The organism is Nocardia sp. NPDC004573 (genome assembly GCF_053602135.1).
Window position 1 is genome coordinate 293,785 of the sequence record NZ_JBSGDA010000003.1, and the last position, 17,456, is coordinate 311,240.

Below are 17,456 nucleotides of genomic sequence, written 5' to 3' on the forward strand. Positions count from 1 at the left end.
CGCCGTCACGGAGTCCGTGGTGTGCCGGTAGCCCACAGCGAGAGGATGGACATGCACCACTTCGCTCGACGAACGGCTGGATTCACCGCAGTGCTCGCCGCGGCAGGGCTGGTCTTGGCCGGCTGCGGCGACGATGACGACAAAGGCGACGGCGCCAAGACCGGCATGGCCAGCATGACCGGCATGGTCACCTCGATGGTCAGCCCGGGCAGCGCCACCGGGAGCCCCACCCGCACCGGGGAGGAGCCGACCGGCACCACGGGCGCCACGGCCACCACGGGGGCGAGCGCGGAGGGCACCAAGATCGCCACTCCGGCCGGTGAGATCAGCGTCGACGGCGACATCTACGAGAAGTACATGCAGCTCGGTGGCCCGACCGGCACGCTCGGCCTCCCGCTGGAAGCCGAGGAGAAGGGACCCGACGACGGGGAATACCAGGACTTCGCGGGCGGCACGATCTACGAGCCCAAGGACGGCGAACCGCACGTCGTCTGGGGCGAGATCCGCAAGGCGTGGGAGGACAACGGTGGCGCGCAGGGGCCGCTCGGCTACCCGGTCAGCGACGAGAAGGATATCCCCGGCGGCAAGCAGAGCGACTTCTCCGGCGGCACCATCACCTGGGTGAACGGTACTATCACCGTCACGCCGAAGTAGGAGCCAGATATTCGGCGTCCGGGGTCGCGGTGTGGTCCCGGTTGCCTGTGAATCCCATCCATCCGCTCCCGCTCCGCGGGCCAAGCCGCTAGGTTATCTCGGTGCAAACTCTCCTGACCGACCGCGAACTGCTCGAATCGCTCGCGGTGGACGTAGAACTGCTGCTGCGTAAGCACGTCGATGTCGCCGACGGGTGGCAGCCCCACGACTTCGTGCCGTGGGACGACGGGCGCAACTTCGCCTTCCTCGGTGGTGACGACTGGACGCCGGAGCAGTCCGAACTCGGCGAAACCGCCAAACTGGCGTTGACCGTCTCGGTGCTGATCGCCGACAACCTGCCCTCGTATCACCGCGAGATCGGCAAGTACCTGCGCACCGGCGCCTGGTGGCGCTGGGTAGGCCGCTGGACCGCCGAGGAGAACCGCCACGAGATCACCATCCGCAACTACCTCATGGTCACCAGGGCCGTCGACCCGGTGGAGCTGGAGCGGTTGCGCATGGAGCACATGACCAAGGGCTTCCGCCGCCCGGCGATGCACCTGCTCGACGTGCTGGCCAACTGCGCTTTCGAGGAGGCCGCCAGCGCGGTCCGGCATCGCAACACCGCCGCGCTCGGCGAGAATCCCCTGGTCACCGCCATCGCCGAGCGGATCGCGGCGGACGACGAACTGCAGTCGGTGTTCTTCGCCGACCTGGTCGCCGCCGCGCTCGATCTGGTGCCCGACCAGACCGTTCGGGCCATCGCCGACCGGGTCGCCGGCTTCGAGGTCCCCACGGTGACGCTGCCCGACGGCCGCAGCAGCGACGCGGTGCTCGCCGAGGCGGGCATCTACGATCGCGCCAAGGAGGGCGAGCTGGTCTTCGCCCCCTTGCTGCGGCGGTGGAACATCTTCACTCGGACCGATTTCGGTCCGGACGGGGAGCTGGCGCGCGAGGAGCTCGCGCACTTGCGCGACTGACCTGGCGTCATCCGGTCCGTCGCGACGGCCTCGATCCCGAACGCCACCTCGGTAGCCGCACGGTTACCGAGGTGGCGTTCGTTTCGGCGGTGTGGCGCCGAGGGCGGTCTGGTCAGTCCTGGTCGGCCACCTTCGCCATGGCCAGGACATCGAGACGGCGGTCGAGTTCCTCCTCGGTCAGCTTCTCGCCCAGCAGACCGCGGTCGATGACGGTCTGGCGGATGGTCTTCTTCTCCTTCAGCGCTTCCTTCGCCACCGCGGCCGCCTCCTCGTAGCCGATCGCCGAGTTCAGCGGCGTCACGATCGACGGCGAGGACTCGGCGAGCGTGCGCAGATGCTCGACATTGGCGACCAAACCGCGCACGCACTTGTCGGCGAACAGGCGGGAGACGTTGGCCAGCAGGCGAATCGACTCCAGCAAGTTGCGCGCCATCACCGGGATGTAGACGTTCAGCTCGAAGGCGCCGTTCGCGCCCGCGAAGGCGACCGCGGCGTCGTTGCCGATCACCTGCGCGCCGACCTGGGTCACCGCCTCGGGGAGCACCGGGTTCACCTTGCCGGGCATGATCGAGCTGCCGGGCTGCAGATCCGGCAGCTGGATCTCGGCCAGTCCGGTGAGCGGGCCCGAGCCCATCCAGCGGATGTCGTTGGCGATCTTGGTGAGGCTCACCGCGATCGTGCGAAGCGCGCCGGACGCCTCGACCAGGCCGTCGCGCGCGGCCTGTGCCTCGAAGTGGTCCTCGGCCTCGCGCAGCGCGTCGATGTCGGTGGCGCGCACCAGTTCCGCGACGACCTTCGCGCCGAAGCCCTCCGGCGCGTTCAGGCCGGTGCCGACCGCCGTTCCGCCGATCGGCAGTTCGCCCAGCCGCGGCAGCGTCGCCATGATGCGGTCGATGCCCGCGGCGACCTGACGGGTGTAGCCGCCGAATTCCTGGCCGAGCGTCACCGGGACCGCGTCCATCAGGTGGGTGCGGCCGGACTTCACCACGGTCCGCCATTCCACCGACTTGTCCAGCAGCGCCAGCCGCAGATGCTCCAGCGCGGGAACCAGATCGGTGATGACCGCTTCGGTAGCGGCGAGATGCGTTGCGGTGGGGAAGGTGTCGTTGGACGACTGCGACATGTTCACGTCGTCGTTCGGGTGGACGGTGACACCTTTCGCCTTGGCCAGCGAGGCGATGACCTCGTTGGCGTTCATGTTCGAGCTGGTGCCGGAACCGGTTTGGAAGACGTCGATCGGGAACTGGTCGTCGTGCCTGCCCTCGGCGATCTCGTTCGCCGCGGCGATGATGGCATCGGCCTTCGCGGGATCGAGCAGACCCAGGTCGCGGTTCACCGTGGCGCACGCGGCCTTCAGCAGGCCGAGCGCGCGAATCTGCGCCCGTTCCAAGCCGCGTCCGCTGATCGGGAAGTTCTCCACGGCCCGCTGGGTCTGCGCCCGCCACAAAGCGTCCACCGGAACCCGGACCTCGCCCATGGTGTCGTGCTCGATGCGGTACTGCGTCTCCTCGCTCATGATCCCGACCCTATGCCGCACCCGCGTTCCGTGGGGCAGCCACGCCTGAGGTCATTCGCACACCTCGGCAGGCCTTTGTCGGGAATACGTACCGTTCGCTTGGTGGCGGCGCCGCATGCCGGGAGCTGCGCCTACCTACCAACCGCCATACGAGGTACATGCGAAGCAGACAATCGATCCGCGATAGGCCACACGGTGAAGAGCGGGGGGTCGAAGCGGGTGGCGGCCGAGCATGAAGCGGACCCTCCTCGACCAGAGTCCGCGATGCTGCGGAAAGCCACACCATCCGGTCGACCGTGCACAACAGCGCGCTCAGCACGCCATCGATATCCCATCGGTAGAAAGCGACCTGGACCCGATGAACGGCGCACATCCGGAGGCGCGATCTCCCAGCAGGAGTCAATGGCCGCGCAGCACGGAGCGCGCCGCCAAAGCCACGGCAGCGGTATCGGTACATGGAGGTGGAGGTGCGATCACCGCCCCCGCGCCCAGCGCACCTCAACCACGTCTTTCGAGCGAAGCGAGACCGAGCATTGCCCGTTCGCGGCCCGGCTCGCGTTTGCGGGGCCGCCGCGTCCGCGACGAAGTCGCAAGCGGTGGTCGCGCAGACGCGAGCCACAAAGGGGCCGCGAACACCCAGCGCCGCAGGCGCTGGAAAAAATTACGGCAGCGGCGGGACCGCGTGTTCGTCACCGATGAAATCGACCGAGGAGTATTCGCGCAGCTTGGTCAGGCGGTGGTAGGCGTCGATCATGCGGACCGTGCCGGACTTCGAACGCATGACGATCGACTGCGTGGACGCGCCGCCGCCGTAGTAGCGCACGCCGCGCAGCAGGTCGCCGTCGGTGACGCCGGTGGCGCAGAAGAAGACGTTCTCACCGGAGACGAGGTCCTCGGTGGTCAGCACGCGGTCGAGATCGTGACCCGCGTCGATGGCCTTCTGCCGTTCCTCGTCGTCCTTCGGCGCGAGCATGCCCTGGAGCTCACCGCCCATACAGCGCATCGCGGCGGCGGCGATGATGCCCTCGGGTGTGCCGCCGATGCCGACCAAGATGTCGGTGCCGGAGTCGGGGCGGGCCGCGGCGATCGCGCCGGCGACGTCACCGTCGGAGATCAGGCGGATGCGAGCGCCCGCGTCGCGCACCTGCTGGATCAGCTCGGCGTGCCGGGGACGGTCCAGGATGCAGACGGTCAGGTCGGACTTCGCGGAGTTCTTCGCCTTGGCGACCCGGCTGATGTTCTCGCCGATCGGGGCCGAGATATCGATCACGTCGGCGGCGTCGGGGCCGACGGCGATCTTGTGCATGTAGAACACCGCGGAGGGGTCGAACATGGCGCCGCGCTCGGCTACCGCGAGCACCGAGATCGCGCCGGGCACGCCCTTGGACATCAGCGTGGTGCCGTCGATCGGATCCACCGCGAAGTCCACTTCGGGGCCGGTTCCGTCGCCGACGGCCTCGCCGTTGTACAGCATGGGCGCTTCGTCCTTCTCGCCCTCGCCGATGACGACGACGCCGCGCATGGACACCGAGCTGACCAGCTGCCGCATGGCGTCGACGGCCGCGCCGTCGCCCCCCTCCTTGTCGCCGCGTCCGACCCACCGGCCCGCGGCCATCGCCCCGGCCTCGGTCACGCGGACCAGCTCGAGTGCGAGGTTGCGGTCGGGCGCCTCGCGGCGGCTAGGTGTGGGAGAAGTTGCCGTCATTGCGGGGTGCCTCCTGTGCGTCGGTACGTACCGGTCAATTGTCTCATTCGATGTGGCACGGGCGTACACCCCTGCTCGAGGTGTCGGGGTGCGCGGGGCGATGTCGCCGCGCGAGTGGATACTGGGAGCGTGTCGTACCAAAAGCCGCGCATCCTGAACGACTACCGGGATCTGTTCTGGTCGCTGATCCCGTTGGTCCTGATCGCGCTGGTGTTCGCGGGGCTGGCCAGCCAGTGCAGTTTCGCCGCCAACGGTCCGACGCAGGGTCAGATCCCGCACTTCGACGCGCGGGCGGCGCTCACCGCCGATGCTCGCTCCCTGCCGTTCCCGATCCGCAACCCGGATCTGCCCGCGGAGTGGACGCCGAATTCGGGTAGTCGCGAGTCCATCGGCGGCAACGGCGGCGGTCCGGTCAGCACGGTCGGCTACATCACGCCGCAAGGCACCTACATGCGTTTCAGTCAGAGCAATGCGACCGAAGAGGCGCTGGCCCGATTCGTGCTCGGGTCCCGGTACGCCACCGGCACCGAGCAGGTCGGCGCGCAGAAGTGGGTCGTCTACGCCGAGCAGGGCTCGGAGACGGCGTGGATCACCGACCTCGGCCGGTCCCGCGTGCTGATCACCGGCGCGGGCAACCAGGCGGCGTTCAGCACGCTCGCACAGGCGATCGCCGCCGCCCAACCACTGAAGCCCTGAAACACGCTTGCCTTCGTCCGCGCGCGGCCGTTAGGTTTGCCGCGGTAGGAGACACGTGCCGAACCGGATCTCGGAGGTCGATGAATATGGCTGTCATCAGCTGTATCCCGCATGCCCTTCGCCGGTTCGCGCGCCACTGATTCTTCCCGCAGACGCGTCGGCGCGAACCGGTCTTTTCTCGATGACCAGGAGTGTCACGTGTCTGTTTCTCTCTTCGCCGATCTGCTCACCGACCGCCTGATCCTGCGCTCGTGGACCGCCGCCGCGGCCGCCGACGTGCTCGGCGACGGGCGTCACGCCGGGTGGGCGGCGGACTTCCCCGCCGAGGGCGATCGCGTCATCGCCGGTCTGCTCGCCGCCCATCAGGACTGGTACGGGCCGTTCGGGCACCAGCTCGTCGTGGAGCGAGCCGGTGGGCTCGTGGTCGGATCGATCGGGCTGTTCTGGCCGCCCGCCGACGGTGAGCTGGAGATCGGCTACGGCATCGTCGCCTCGCGTCGCGGCCGCGGCTACGCCACCGAGGCCACCGTCGCGTTGACGGCGCACGCGCGCACCGCGCCCGGCGTCCACGCGGTGCGCGCCGACGTGGAACTGTCCAATCCGGCGTCGGCACGCGTACTGGAGAAAGCCGGGTTCGAGCAGGTGAGCAGCGCGGACGGCGTCGCACGGTTCCGCATCACACTGCGCTGACGGTGACCATGGGGACTGTCGTCAGCGGTGGCTGACCACGTTGACGACGGTCCCGCTCGGGTCGCGCACGAAGAAGCGGCGCACACCCCAGGGCTCGTCGCGCAAGGGGTAGACGACCTCGGCCCCGGCGGCGGTCACCGCCGCGTGCACGGCGTCGACGTCATCCACCTCCACACTCATATCCGGCTGGAGTTGTTCGGCGTCGGGACCGACGAGCAGGACTTGGGCGGTCGGGTTGGACGGCGAGGCCATCGCCACGACCCAGCCCAGGTCCATCGCCTCCTGGAAGCCGAGCAGCCGGTAGAACGCGCGGCTCGCGGCCAGGTCGGTGGTGCGGATATCGGGCGTGGCCCGGCGGATCGTCATTCCTGCCGCTCCAGGTCGGTGCGGTGCAGTGCGTCCTCGACGCGCTTGCGCGCGCCAGCCAGGTGCTCTTCGCAGCGAGTGGCCAGCGCCTCGCCCCGCTCCCACAGCGACAGCGATTCGTCCAGGTCGAGGCCGCCTTGCTCGAGCATCTTGACCACGTTGACCAGTTCGTCGCGCGCGCGTTCGTAGCCGAAACCGGCGATCTCGGCCGCGTCGTCGGCCGGATCGGCGCCTGTCCCGTTCTTGTCCGTGGACTTGCCGGATTCGGCCAAGATCAGTTCCTCCCTGTGTCGGTGTGCCGCGCGCCGAGCGCCTGGGTGCCGAGCGCGGCGGCGGTGACGGCCCCGTCGGCGACCCGGATGCGCAACTGGCTGCCCGCGGGCGCGTCCTCGATCGAGCGCACCACCTCCCGCTCCCGGCCGGTGACACGCTGTACGACAGCGTAGCCACGGGCCAGCGTGGCGGCGGGGCCCACGGCGGTGAGTTGCTCGCGCAGGTGCCGGGTGGCCGTCGCCTCGGTGCGGATCAGCTGCTCGGTGGAGCGGTGCGCGGCCGCGCGCAGGCGTTCGACCTCTTCCTGACAGCGCTCGATCTCGCGCAGGGGATCGGCCAGCACGGGCCGCGAGCGCAGCTGAGCGAGCGCCTTGGTCTCCCGGTCCACCCAGCCGCGCAGTGCGGCGGCGGTGCGTTCGCGCAGTTCGCGGATGCAGGCCAATTCGGCGGCGGCGTCCGGGACGATCCGCTTGGCGGCGTCGGTCGGGGTGGCCGCGCGCAGATCGGCCACGAAGTCGCTGAGCGGATTGTCCGGCTCGTGGCCGATCGCGCTGACGATCGGCGTGGTGGCGGCCACGATGGCACGACACAGTGCCTCGTCGGAGAACGGCAGCAGGTCTTCCACGCTGCCGCCGCCGCGCGCGAGCACGATGACCTCGACGGCCGGATGCCGATCGAGCTCGGCGAGTGCCGTGAGCATCTGCGCCACCGCGGTGGGTCCCTGTACGGCTGTGTTGCGAATTTCGAAGCGCACGGCGGGCCAGCGGTTCCGGGCGACGCTCAGCACGTCGCGCTCCGCGGCGCTCGCGCGTCCGGTGATCAGGCCGATGGTGCCGGGCAGGAACGGGATGGGGCGCTTGAGCCGGGGATCGAACAAGCCCTCGGCGGCCAGCAGCGCCTTCAAGCGTTCGATGCGGGCCAGCAGCTCGCCGATGCCGACGGGCCGGATCTCCAAGACGCGCAACGAGATCGTGCCGCGTCCGGTGAAGAACGAGAGCTTGCCGTAGACGACAACCCGGCTGCCCTCTTGCAGGGGCACGGGGGAATTGCGGATGAGATCCGGGTCGCAGGTCACCGACAGCGACATATCGGCGGACGGGTCGCGCAACACCAGGAACGCGGTGCGGGTGCCCGGACGGAGATTGATCTGGGTGATCTGGCCCTCGACCCAGATGCTGCCGAGCCGGTCGATCCACTGGGCGACCTTGATGGACACCGAGCGCACCGGCCAGGGGTGCTCGGCGGAGTTGGCCGGTGTGGCGGGTTGGCCGGAGGTCTCCCGGCCAGCCGCCGACGAGGGGGTCCGGGGTTCGGTCACTGGGCCTGCACAGTGGCGATCCGGTTCGTGAGCATGGTCACGAACGGCGCCCTGGCGCGGGTGTGCTGCTCGTACTCCAGCAGCGCGGTGAGGTCTTCGATCGTCAGCAGGCGCAGCCGGGCGCGCAGCTGGGCCAGGGTCATGTTGGCGTAGTCGTAGCGGACGGCGACCTCCGGCTCGGCGATGGCGGGCGCCTCGGCGACGGGGTCGGGGTCGGTGTCCGGATCGGCCGGTTCCGGCTCCACGGCCGGCGGCTCGGCGATCGTCGTCACCGACGCGATGTGGCCGTTGGTCGCACCGGTACGGGTGTCGTCGGTGAACGATTCCGGCGCGCGGAACGGTTCGGGATCGTCGGGGGTGTAGAGGTCGAATCGACTGGCGCGGAGCGTGGTGGGGCTCGGGTCGTCGGCGATGTCCTCGTCGAACGTGGCCCACTCCGGCTGTTCGACCGAGCGCTGGGACAAACGGTCGAAGACCGCGTCGCCCTTCAGCGCCAGACTCGTCACGAACTGCTGGACGTGCATCGTCGTCTGCAGCACCTGACTGATGGCCGTGATCGGGAAATTCATTGCCGCCGTGGGTAGGCGGCGGGATTCCTCGAGGGCGTATACGGCGGCTCCGGCGGCGACCCGGGCCAGAAAGGGTGGTCGAAACATGGTCCTAGCCTGCCCGAAATGGTGTGTTATGCAAAGGAGGGGTGCGCGCGGTTCGGATATTCGCCGGTTCCCACGCGCGGCCGATCGGCGGGAATTACGCGGCACTGTGCTCATAATGCGGAGAATAAACCCAGGTCCCGGCGGGAGTGTCCGAGACATTCGCCGCGGGCGGTTCGGTCATCCGATCGGGCCGGGCTTTCCACCGCAGTTCGCGGCCGTACGCGGCGGGCCGCGCGGCGATGTGACGGGCAACTCCCGGACGTGGCGTGCTCCCGGTCCGCACGTATCCTGTGGGCATGTCTTCGGCCATTCCCTTGAACGTCGGAATCGCCCGCTCGGCAGGCGCCGGAAACGCCGTCGCCGAGGGCGGAAAACGCGTGCTGCTCGCGGAGCCGCGCGGATACTGCGCCGGCGTGGACCGTGCGGTCGAAACCGTCGAGAAGGCGCTGGATAAGCACGGGGCGCCCATCTACGTGCGCAAGGAGATCGTGCACAACCGGCACGTCGTGGAGACGCTGCGCGACCGCGGCGTGGTCTTCGTCGACGAGACCGACCAGGTCCCCGAGGGCGCGGTCGTGGTGTTCTCCGCGCACGGCGTGGCGCCCACGGTGCACGCGACGGCCGCCGCGCGCAATCTGCACACCATCGACGCCACCTGTCCGCTGGTGACCAAGGTGCACCAGGAGGCGAAGCGCTTCGCCCGCGACGACTACGACATCCTGCTGATCGGTCACGAGGGGCACGAAGAGGTCGAAGGCACCGCCGGTGAGGCGCCCGACCATGTCCAGTTGGTCGACGGTCCCGACGCGGTGGACAAGGTCAGCGTGCGCGACGAGTCGAAGGTGATCTGGCTGTCGCAGACCACGTTGAGCGTGGACGAGACGATGGAGACGGTGCAGCGGCTGCGCGAGCGCTTCCCCGCCCTGCAGGACCCGCCGAGTGACGACATCTGCTACGCCACGCAGAACCGCCAGGTGGCCGTCAAGGCGATGGCGCCGGAATGCGACTTGGTGATCGTGGTCGGCTCGCGCAACTCGTCGAACTCGGTGCGCCTGGTGGAAGTGGCGCTCGGCGCCGGCGCCAAGGCCGCCTACCTGGTGGACTTCGCCCGCGAGGTCGACCCGGCCTGGCTGGACGGTGTCCGCACGATCGGTATCACGTCGGGCGCCTCGGTGCCCGACATCCTGGTTCGCGGCGTGCTGGACATGCTGGCCGAGCACGGGTACGGCGACGTCCAGCCGGTCACCACGGCCAACGAGACCCTCGTCTTCGCCCTTCCCCGCGAACTGCGCGACGCGCGCCGCTGACGCCGGGGCCACGCCGAGGGTGCGGGCTCCGATTACCTGATCGTCGGCTCAGGAATCCGGTATCACACTGCTGAACGGCCGCGGTCGTAACCGGGTGGGTCGTCCGGGTCCCGAGAGACGAGGTGCGGTGGGTCTTGACTGCACCGGTCACTTCGTCGTCGGCTGTCGCCGGGTACGCGTGGACCGCGGTGCGAGTCCGGCGGGATCGCGCGAATCCGTCTCCGTATCCGGCAGCGCAGAGCCTGGCCACCCGTCTCCGGGCGATCCGGCAGCGCAGAGCCTGGTCACCCGGTCCGGGCGGATCCGGCAGCGCCGTGCCGGAGAAGTCGAGGGACGCGGGTCACCGCCACCCGGTGGCTCTCCGCTGTGGGCGACTCGCACGATCCCGCGATGTCCGGCTCGTTGTGGGTCAGCACGGTTCTCGCCGATCAGCCGGCACGGTGTCGGCATGCGACGCTCGGACCGGTGGCGCCGAGGCAGACTTCGCGAGCCCGGTGAACGCGCTTACGAGTTCTCCGGCCTGCGCCGTTCCGGACGGCCCGGATCGCGCTCGCGGTAGCGCACATTGGGCTGGGGATGCGGCGGCATGTCGCGGCGGCGGTTCGCGCCGCGCGGTGGTTCGCCCTCGGGACGCGGCATGGCCGCTGTCGGGCGAGGGGCGCCCCGCGCGGGAGCCCGTCCTTCCCGCGGACGAGAGGGCGCGACGCGCGGCGGGGTGTCGGCGACCTGCGCGGCGGGTCGGCGAGCCGGGCGCGCAGCGGGCTCGTTCAGGTCGGCCGACTCCGGTTCGTCCGGCTCGTCCTTCGGGCGGCGGCCTTTGCGGCGGGCCGAAGCGGGGGCGCCGGGGGACGAACGGCCGGGCCTGCTCTTCTTCGCCGGCGACTTGCCCCAGCTGTCGCCGCGGCGCGGCGCCCGCGGCCGGTCGGTCTCCTCTTCACGGCGGTGCAGATAGATCCGAGCGCCACCGATCAGCAGAACGACGACCGTGGCGAGCACCATGGTAGGGAACCGGTTCACCAGCGGGATCGCCAGATTGAGCAGGATGTCCTTCAGCGACGTCGCGCCGCGGCCGGTGAGCTGCTGATAGGCCAGCGGCACGGCGACGAAGAGCAGCAGTGGTGGCAGCACCATCGTGCTGAACAAGCCGCGGTAGCGGACGGCGGCGACGGCCACCACACAGCCGAGGACGTACAGGGCGGCGAACGTGCCGGTCAGCTCGGCACCGCCGCCGACGGCATCGATCAAGAATCCCAGGAACGTGCAGGCAACCGCGATCGAGATCGCCGCGCCGACCGGGATCCCCGGCACCGACGGCAGGATCGAGCGTTGCGGCGCGGGCACCCGGGATCGCACACGTTCGGAAGCAGCCACGATATGCACACTAGTTGCCGTCGTTCGCGGCGGCGTGGCGGCACGGCCATAGTCCTGGTTACTCGCCCGCGCCGGCGAAGCCCACCGCGCGGGGCCGGGAATCCACCCGCCCGATCTCGGGCACTTCCTGCTCGGCTATCTCCAGATCGTGCAACTTGCGCGCGGTGACCAGCACACGCGACTCCACCGAGGCCACGGTGTAGTTGAAAGCCTCCACCGCCCTGCCGAGTTGCACGCCCAACCGGTCCAGGTGCTTGCCCGTCGTCCCCAGCCGTTGATACAGCTCACGTCCCAGCCGCTGCACGGTGGCCATATCCCTGGACAGCGCCTCCTGCCGCCAGCCGAAGGCGATGGTCCGCAGCAACGCGACGAGGGTGGTCGGAGTAGCGAGGATCACGTTGCGGCCGAACGCGTACTCCAGCAACTCCGAGTCGGTGGTCACGGCGGCGTCCAGGAACGGGTCGCCGGGTACGAACAGCACGACGAACTCCGGTGCGGGATCGAAGGCGGCCCAGTACGCCTTGTCGGCCAGCTGGTCGACATGCGCGCGCAGGTGTTTGGCGTGCCGGGTGAGCAGCTCGGCCCGCATGTCGGGCTCGTCGGTGTCGCAGGCGTCCAGGTACGCGGCGAACGGAACCTTCGCGTCCACCACGATGTGCCGTCCGCCCGCCAGCCGCACCACCAAATCCGGCCGGACCGTCCGGTCGTCCGCGCCGCGGCCGGTGCGGCTCACCTGGGTCTGGAAATCGCAGTGCCTGGTCATCCCGGCCAGCTCGACCACCCGCTCCAGCTGGATCTCGCCCCACCGGCCTCGTACCTGCGGCGCGCGCAGCGCCGCGACCAGCCGCCCGGTCTGCCCGGTGAGCTGATGGGAGGTGCGCTGCATGCTCGCCACCTGTTCGCGCAGGCCGGAATACGCGGTGAGCCGCTGCCGCTCCACCTGCTGGATCTGCTCGTTCAGCGCACCGACGGCCGCGCGCAGCGGCTCCACCATCGCGCCGACGGCATGCGAATGCCTGCGTGCGGCATCCTCGTTCGCCGCGGTGAGCGACTGCCGCAGCAGCCGTTCGTTGTCCGCGGCCGCCGCCAGCCGCGCCTCTGCCGCCGCGGCGCGCTGCCCGGCCCGCGCCGCGTGGCCCAGCCAGCCCAGGGCGCAACCGGCGGCGAACACCAGCAGCAGTGCGGCGAGCATCGGTGCGGTCATAGCGCAGATAGTGCCGTACGTCACCGACAAGAACGAGCACCGAGCAACTGTCCGGCATCGCGTCGGCCACCGGTCCTGCCAGCGGATCTCCGTCTGTGTCGGATACCTATCCGGCTGCTGGCATCCGGGCCTTCCCAGGTCGGGACGTGGTAGAGGTCAAGGGGTTGTGCGATGTTTCGGCCGGTCCGGCCAGGCGCCCCAACACGTGCGCCCGCTCGGACGGACACGCCGTGCCCGGGCTGGGCGAACCCGACTCAGCGGCCGGGGCGATTGAAGTCTGTCGGTGGGTTGCCCTACGGTTTCGCGGCATGCGGATGCTGCACACCTCGGACTGGCACATCGGGCGCACGTTCCACGGGGTCGATCTGCTTGCCGACCAGGCTCGTTCACTGACCGCGATCGCCGAGCTGGTGGCCGAGGAGTCGGTCGACGTGGTGGTGCTACCCGGTGATGTGTACGACCGGTCCATTCCCAGCGCCGACGCGATCGCGGTGTGCAACCGGGGATTCGAGGCGATCCGCGCCGCCGGTGCCCAGATCGTCGCCACCTCCGGCAATCACGATTCGCCCGCGCGTCTGGGCGCGGGCGCGAGTTTCGCCGCCGCAGGTGGGCTGCACCTTCGCACCACCGTGGCCGAGGCCGATAGCCCCGTCCTGCTGGCGGACGCGCACGGGCCGGTGGCGTTCTACGGCATCCCGTATTTGGAACCGGAGATCACCCGCGCCGAACTCGAAGTGCCGCAGGCGCGCTCGCATGCCGAGATCCTGGACGCGGCCATGGCCCGGGTACGTGCCGACATCGCGCGGCGACCGGGGGTGCGGACGGTGGTGCTGGCGCACGCCTTCGTCGTCGGCGGCGAGGCCACCGGATCGGAGCGCTCCATCTCGGTCGGCGGTGTGGAGACGGTCCCGCTGGCCGCTTTCGACGGCATCGACTACGTGGCGCTCGGCCACTTGCATTCGCCGCAGACGCTCGCCGACCAGGTCCGCTACTCCGGCTCGCCGCTGCCGTATTCGTTCGGCGAGAACGCGCATCGGAAGGCGGTCTGGATCGTCGACTTGGACGCGTCCGGCTTACAAGCGGTGCGCCGCCGGGAGCTGCCCACGGTCCGGGGCCTGAGCAAAGTGACCGGCACCCTGGACGAGCTGCTGAACGGCGCGGAGTACGGCGCGGCCGAAGAGCACTACGTGTCCGCCGTACTCACCGACGTCGCCCGCCCGGTCGACGCCATGCGCAAACTGCGCCAGCGGTTCCCCTACGCCGTCCACGTCGAATGGGCGCGGCCCGAGGGGAGCCCGGAACTGCGCTACCGTGAGCGGGTGCACGGCCGCCGCGACATCGAAGTAGCCCGCAGCTTCCTCAGCGACGTCCGTGGCGCACCCAGCTCGAGCGAGATGGCCTGGCTGGAGCGGGCGCTCTCGGCCGCCGTCGCCGAGCCGGAGCAGATCTCCGCCGTGGCCGCCGCCGAGGAACTGACCGCATGAGCGTCCTGCCGAAGCCGGGCGTAGGCGCGGTGGCATGAGGCTGCACAAGCTCGAGATGACCGCTTTCGGCCCGTTCGCGGCAACCACGGTCGTCGACTTCGACGCGCTCGGCGCCGACGGATTGTTTCTCCTGCACGGCCAGACCGGCGCGGGCAAGACCACGGTGCTGGACGCCATCGCGTTCGCCCTCTACGGTCGCGTTCCCGGCGCGCGAGGGGAAAGCAAGCGACTGCATTCCGATCACGCCCCGGAGCACACGCCGCCGCAGGTGGTGCTGGAGGCGACCCTCGGCGGTCGGCGGCTACGGCTGACCCGCAGCCCCGAGTTCCAGCGTCCCAAGCGCGACGGCACCGGTATGCGCACCATCAACCCGAAGGCGACGCTGACCTGGCTGGACGGCCGCGGGGAAAACCTGTCCCGGATACCGGATATCGGGGAGGAGGTGTTGCGCCTGCTCGGTATGAGCGCCGATCAGTTCTTCCAGGTGGTGCTGCTGCCGCAGGGCGATTTCGCGCGCTTCTTACGAGCGGACAACGAAGATCGCGAGAAATTGCTCGAAAAGCTCTTCGACACCAGACGTTTCGGCACCGCCGAACAGTGGCTGGCCGACAAACGCCGCGCTGCCGAAGCGGATCTGGATGCTCGTACCGACGGGATCAAGCGGCTGATCACGCAGGTGGGCATGGCGGCCGGAGTGGCGGATTCGGTCGGTACCGCGGAGTGTGTCGCTTGGTCCCAGGACCTGCTGGCCACCGCTCGCACGGACCTGGCTGCCGCCGTCACGGAAATGGAACGCTGCCAGCGGGAATCGGCGCGGGCCCGGGAACAGGCCGAACAGCAGCGTCGCCTGCACGAGCTGCGGCGCCGCATGAGCGCGGCACGCGCGCACCTGGACGATTACGCCGCGGGCGCCGATCGCCGGGCCGCATTACAAGCCGAGCTCGACCTCGCCCGCCGGGCCGACCCGGTCGCCGCCGCGATCGATGAAGCGCGTGCGGCGGTCCAGACTCAGCGTCGGCTCGACAGCGAAAAGCGCACAGCGGCAGAGCGGCTCGCGGTCCGGCTGCGAGAGCCGGCGAGCGCCGAACTCGGCGGCGCGGAACTGCTGCATTCCGACGCCGCGCAGGTGCGCGACGACGCCGATCTCGACGCGGCGATCCGGCGCTGGAGCGCGCAGATCGGCGCGCTGGACGAAGTGCGGACCGATGCCGCCACCGCCACCCGGCTGGGCGGGGAGATCGACGCGTTGCGCACCGAGGACGCGACGTTGGCCCGGCGCGTCACCGCGCTCACGGCCCGGCGCGACGAACTGCCCGCGGCCCGCACCGCGGCCGAGGCCAGGTTGCGGGAGGCGGCCGAAGCCGTGGCGGCCCTGCCGGGCATCACCGCGGAGACCGAACGGCTGCAGGCCGCGGCGACGGCCGCGGTCGAGCTGGCCGCCCGCCGCACCGCGCTCGACCACGCCCGCGTCGAGTTCGACGCCGCCCGCATCGCGCATCTCGACGCCCGAGAACTCGTCCTGGATCTGCGCGAGCGCAGGTTGAGCGGGATGGCGGCCGAATTGGCCGGCGAGCTGGTCGACGGCAGCCCTTGCGCGGTCTGCGGTTCCGCCGAGCATCCCGCACCCGCCCGGCCCACCGCCACCGCGGTGTCCAAGGACGAGGAGGAGGCCGCCGCCGCGGCCGAGCGCGCCGCGGAGGACACCCGCGACCGAGCGCTGGCCCGCATCACCGATCTCGAGCGCGAGATCGAAGCGCTGGTCGCTCGCGGCGGCGATACCGATCGAGTCGAGCTCGCCGCCGCCCTGCGCGCCGCGACCGACCGCTACGAGGACACCTCGGAGCTGGCCGCCTGCGCCGATGGACTGGAAGCCGAAGTCATCCGCTTGCGCGAGGACGAGGCACGCCTGCACGAGGAGCTGCGCACGTCCGAGGCGCGCCGTGGCGCGGTGGCCGCCACCATCGTCTCCGGCGAGACCCGCCTGGCCGAACTCACCGAACGGCTGCGCACCGCGGCGGGCGCCGACCAGACCATCGACCGCCGCCGCGCCCGGCTGGCCGCGCTGGTCAGGGACGCGACCGCCCTGCGCGATGCCCGCGCCGAAGCGGTGGCGGCGCGGGAGCAGGTGTCGGCGATCGCCGGCCGTGTCGAAAGTCTCGCTCGGGCGGCGGGTTTCGTGCCGAAGGGCGAGGTCGGCGGTCCACTGCCCACTTCTGCCCCGGCCGGCGCGGCGGACTCGCCCAGTACGGATTCGGCCCCGGAGTCCGGCGACACGGAAGCCACCCCTTCGGCAGCTGCAGGCGCGGAGGATCAGCTGCGCCGCACCGCCGACATCGAGGTCACCGCACGCGACGACGTCGCACTCTTGACCGCCTACGCGAAGGTGGTCGCCGCCGCGTCACGCAGCCCGCAGCAGCAGGCGGAGACGGAAGCGGAACTGGTGGCCGCCGACCGTGCCCGCGCCGCGGCGGAAGCGGTGCTGGCGGAACCGGAGGTCCGCGCGGCGGCCGAACAGGAGCCCGGCGATCCGGCCGAGCTCGACGCGCTCGTGGCAGCCGCGCAAGCAGCGCTCAACGCGGCGGTGGCCGCCCATGCGGAGGCGAGCAGGCGCGCGAGCCAGCTCGAGGAACTCGGTGGCCAGCTCTGGGCCGCCGTGGATCGGGTCGCCCCGGCACAGCAAGCGTTCGAGGAACTGAACGGTCTCGCCGACGTGGTCGCCGGACGCGGCGCGAACAACCGCCGCATGTCCCTGCACTCCTACGTCCTGGCCGCCCGTTTGGAGGAAGTCGCCCAGGCGGGATCGCTGCGGTTGCGCAGGATGTCCGGCGGACGGTACGAATTCGTCCACTCGGACAAGGCCGGTCCGCGCGGCCGTCGGGGCGGACTCGGCTTGGACATCCGGGACGACTACACCGGAGCCGTCCGCCCCGCCAAGACGCTCTCCGGCGGCGAGACCTTCATGGCCTCACTGTCGTTGGCGCTCGGCCTGGCCGACACCGTCGCCGCCGAATCCGGTGGCCTGGTGCTGGACACCTTGTTCATCGACGAGGGTTTCGGCGGCCTGGACGCCGACACCTTGGACGCCGTGATGGGCGTGCTGGACGAACTCCGTGCCGGCGGCCGCGTAGTCGGCGTGGTCAGTCACGTGGACGAGATGCGCCAACGCATACCCAGCCGCCTGCACGTCCTGCGCGGCCGCGACGGCTCCCACCTCCAGGCGACCATCGCCTGAGGGTTGGCTGTGCCGCCGTCGCCGG

15 protein-coding genes are annotated in these 17,456 nt (G+C 70.4%); 7 read left to right on the plus strand and 8 right to left on the minus strand.

All coding sequences use genetic code 11. The features are described 5' to 3' along the window. Positions 1 to 51: 51 nt before the first annotated feature. A complete protein-coding gene (locus tag ACWEKR_RS06955) occupies positions 52 to 654 on the plus strand; it encodes an LGFP repeat-containing protein (RefSeq protein ID WP_195085970.1) in 603 nt (200 codons plus the stop codon). 101 nt (positions 655 to 755) lie between these two features. Next, positions 756 to 1,613, plus strand: coding sequence for an acyl-ACP desaturase (locus tag ACWEKR_RS06960; RefSeq protein WP_452353685.1), 858 nt, complete (start codon positions 756 to 758; stop codon positions 1,611 to 1,613). Between the two features lie 112 nt (positions 1,614 to 1,725). On the opposite strand, the gene ACWEKR_RS06965 is transcribed toward ACWEKR_RS06960, so the two are convergent. Continuing rightward, complete coding sequence (locus tag ACWEKR_RS06965; RefSeq protein ID WP_452353686.1) at positions 1,726 to 3,129, minus strand: class II fumarate hydratase; 1,404 nt, start codon at positions 3,127 to 3,129, stop codon at positions 1,726 to 1,728. A gap of 661 nt (positions 3,130 to 3,790) precedes the next feature. Next, complete coding sequence (gene glpX, locus ACWEKR_RS06970) at positions 3,791 to 4,834, minus strand: class II fructose-bisphosphatase (RefSeq protein ID WP_159843215.1); 1,044 nt, start codon at positions 4,832 to 4,834, stop codon at positions 3,791 to 3,793. A 129-nt stretch (positions 4,835 to 4,963) separates the two neighbouring features. Between glpX and ACWEKR_RS06975 the strand changes: the two genes are divergently transcribed. Together ACWEKR_RS06975 and ACWEKR_RS06980 are read left to right on the plus strand one after the other, a co-directional pair. Then, positions 4,964 to 5,530: a DUF4245 domain-containing protein gene (locus ACWEKR_RS06975; protein WP_452353687.1), complete on the plus strand. Its 567-nt coding sequence runs from the start codon at positions 4,964 to 4,966 to the stop codon at positions 5,528 to 5,530. A 198-nt stretch (positions 5,531 to 5,728) separates the two neighbouring features. Further along, a complete protein-coding gene (locus ACWEKR_RS06980; protein WP_452353688.1) occupies positions 5,729 to 6,220 on the plus strand; it encodes a GNAT family N-acetyltransferase in 492 nt (163 codons plus the stop codon). 21 nt (positions 6,221 to 6,241) lie between these two features. On the opposite strand, the gene ACWEKR_RS06985 is transcribed toward ACWEKR_RS06980, so the two are convergent. From ACWEKR_RS06985 to ACWEKR_RS07000, 4 genes are read right to left on the minus strand one after another with little or no spacing between them, the layout of a single operon-like run. Beyond that, positions 6,242 to 6,586: a VOC family protein gene (locus tag ACWEKR_RS06985; protein ID WP_159843221.1), complete on the minus strand. Its 345-nt coding sequence runs from the start codon at positions 6,584 to 6,586 to the stop codon at positions 6,242 to 6,244. Beyond that, positions 6,583 to 6,858 (minus strand): exodeoxyribonuclease VII small subunit, encoded by a 276-nt coding sequence (locus tag ACWEKR_RS06990; protein WP_452353689.1) that lies wholly within the window; start codon positions 6,856 to 6,858, stop codon positions 6,583 to 6,585. The genes ACWEKR_RS06985 and ACWEKR_RS06990 overlap by 4 nt, the downstream gene beginning before the upstream one ends. A 2-nt stretch (positions 6,859 to 6,860) precedes the next feature. After that, positions 6,861 to 8,177, minus strand: coding sequence for an exodeoxyribonuclease VII large subunit (gene xseA / locus ACWEKR_RS06995; RefSeq protein ID WP_452353690.1), 1,317 nt, complete (start codon positions 8,175 to 8,177; stop codon positions 6,861 to 6,863). Further along, positions 8,174 to 8,833, minus strand: coding sequence for a lipid droplet-associated protein (locus tag ACWEKR_RS07000; protein WP_452353691.1), 660 nt, complete (start codon positions 8,831 to 8,833; stop codon positions 8,174 to 8,176). Before ACWEKR_RS07000 ends, xseA begins: the two co-directional genes overlap by 4 nt. Before the next feature lie 296 nt (positions 8,834 to 9,129). Here ACWEKR_RS07000 and ACWEKR_RS07005 point away from each other — a divergent pair, with 296 nt between their 5' ends. Then, positions 9,130 to 10,140, plus strand: a complete 1,011-nt coding sequence (locus tag ACWEKR_RS07005) for a 4-hydroxy-3-methylbut-2-enyl diphosphate reductase (protein WP_195085965.1) — start codon at positions 9,130 to 9,132, stop codon at positions 10,138 to 10,140. Between the two features lie 504 nt (positions 10,141 to 10,644). On the opposite strand, the gene ACWEKR_RS07010 is transcribed toward ACWEKR_RS07005, so the two are convergent. Beyond that, positions 10,645 to 11,511: a DUF6542 domain-containing protein gene (locus ACWEKR_RS07010; RefSeq protein WP_452353692.1), complete on the minus strand. Its 867-nt coding sequence runs from the start codon at positions 11,509 to 11,511 to the stop codon at positions 10,645 to 10,647. A gap of 58 nt (positions 11,512 to 11,569) precedes the next feature. After that, complete coding sequence (locus tag ACWEKR_RS07015; protein WP_452353693.1) at positions 11,570 to 12,715, minus strand: DNA recombination protein RmuC; 1,146 nt, start codon at positions 12,713 to 12,715, stop codon at positions 11,570 to 11,572. A gap of 308 nt (positions 12,716 to 13,023) precedes the next feature. Between ACWEKR_RS07015 and ACWEKR_RS07020 the strand changes: the two genes are divergently transcribed. Beyond that, a complete protein-coding gene (locus ACWEKR_RS07020; RefSeq protein ID WP_452353694.1) occupies positions 13,024 to 14,199 on the plus strand; it encodes an exonuclease SbcCD subunit D in 1,176 nt (391 codons plus the stop codon). A gap of 34 nt (positions 14,200 to 14,233) precedes the next feature. Then, positions 14,234 to 17,431: an AAA family ATPase gene (locus ACWEKR_RS07025; RefSeq protein WP_452353695.1), complete on the plus strand. Its 3,198-nt coding sequence runs from the start codon at positions 14,234 to 14,236 to the stop codon at positions 17,429 to 17,431. Positions 17,432 to 17,456: the final 25 nt, after the last annotated feature.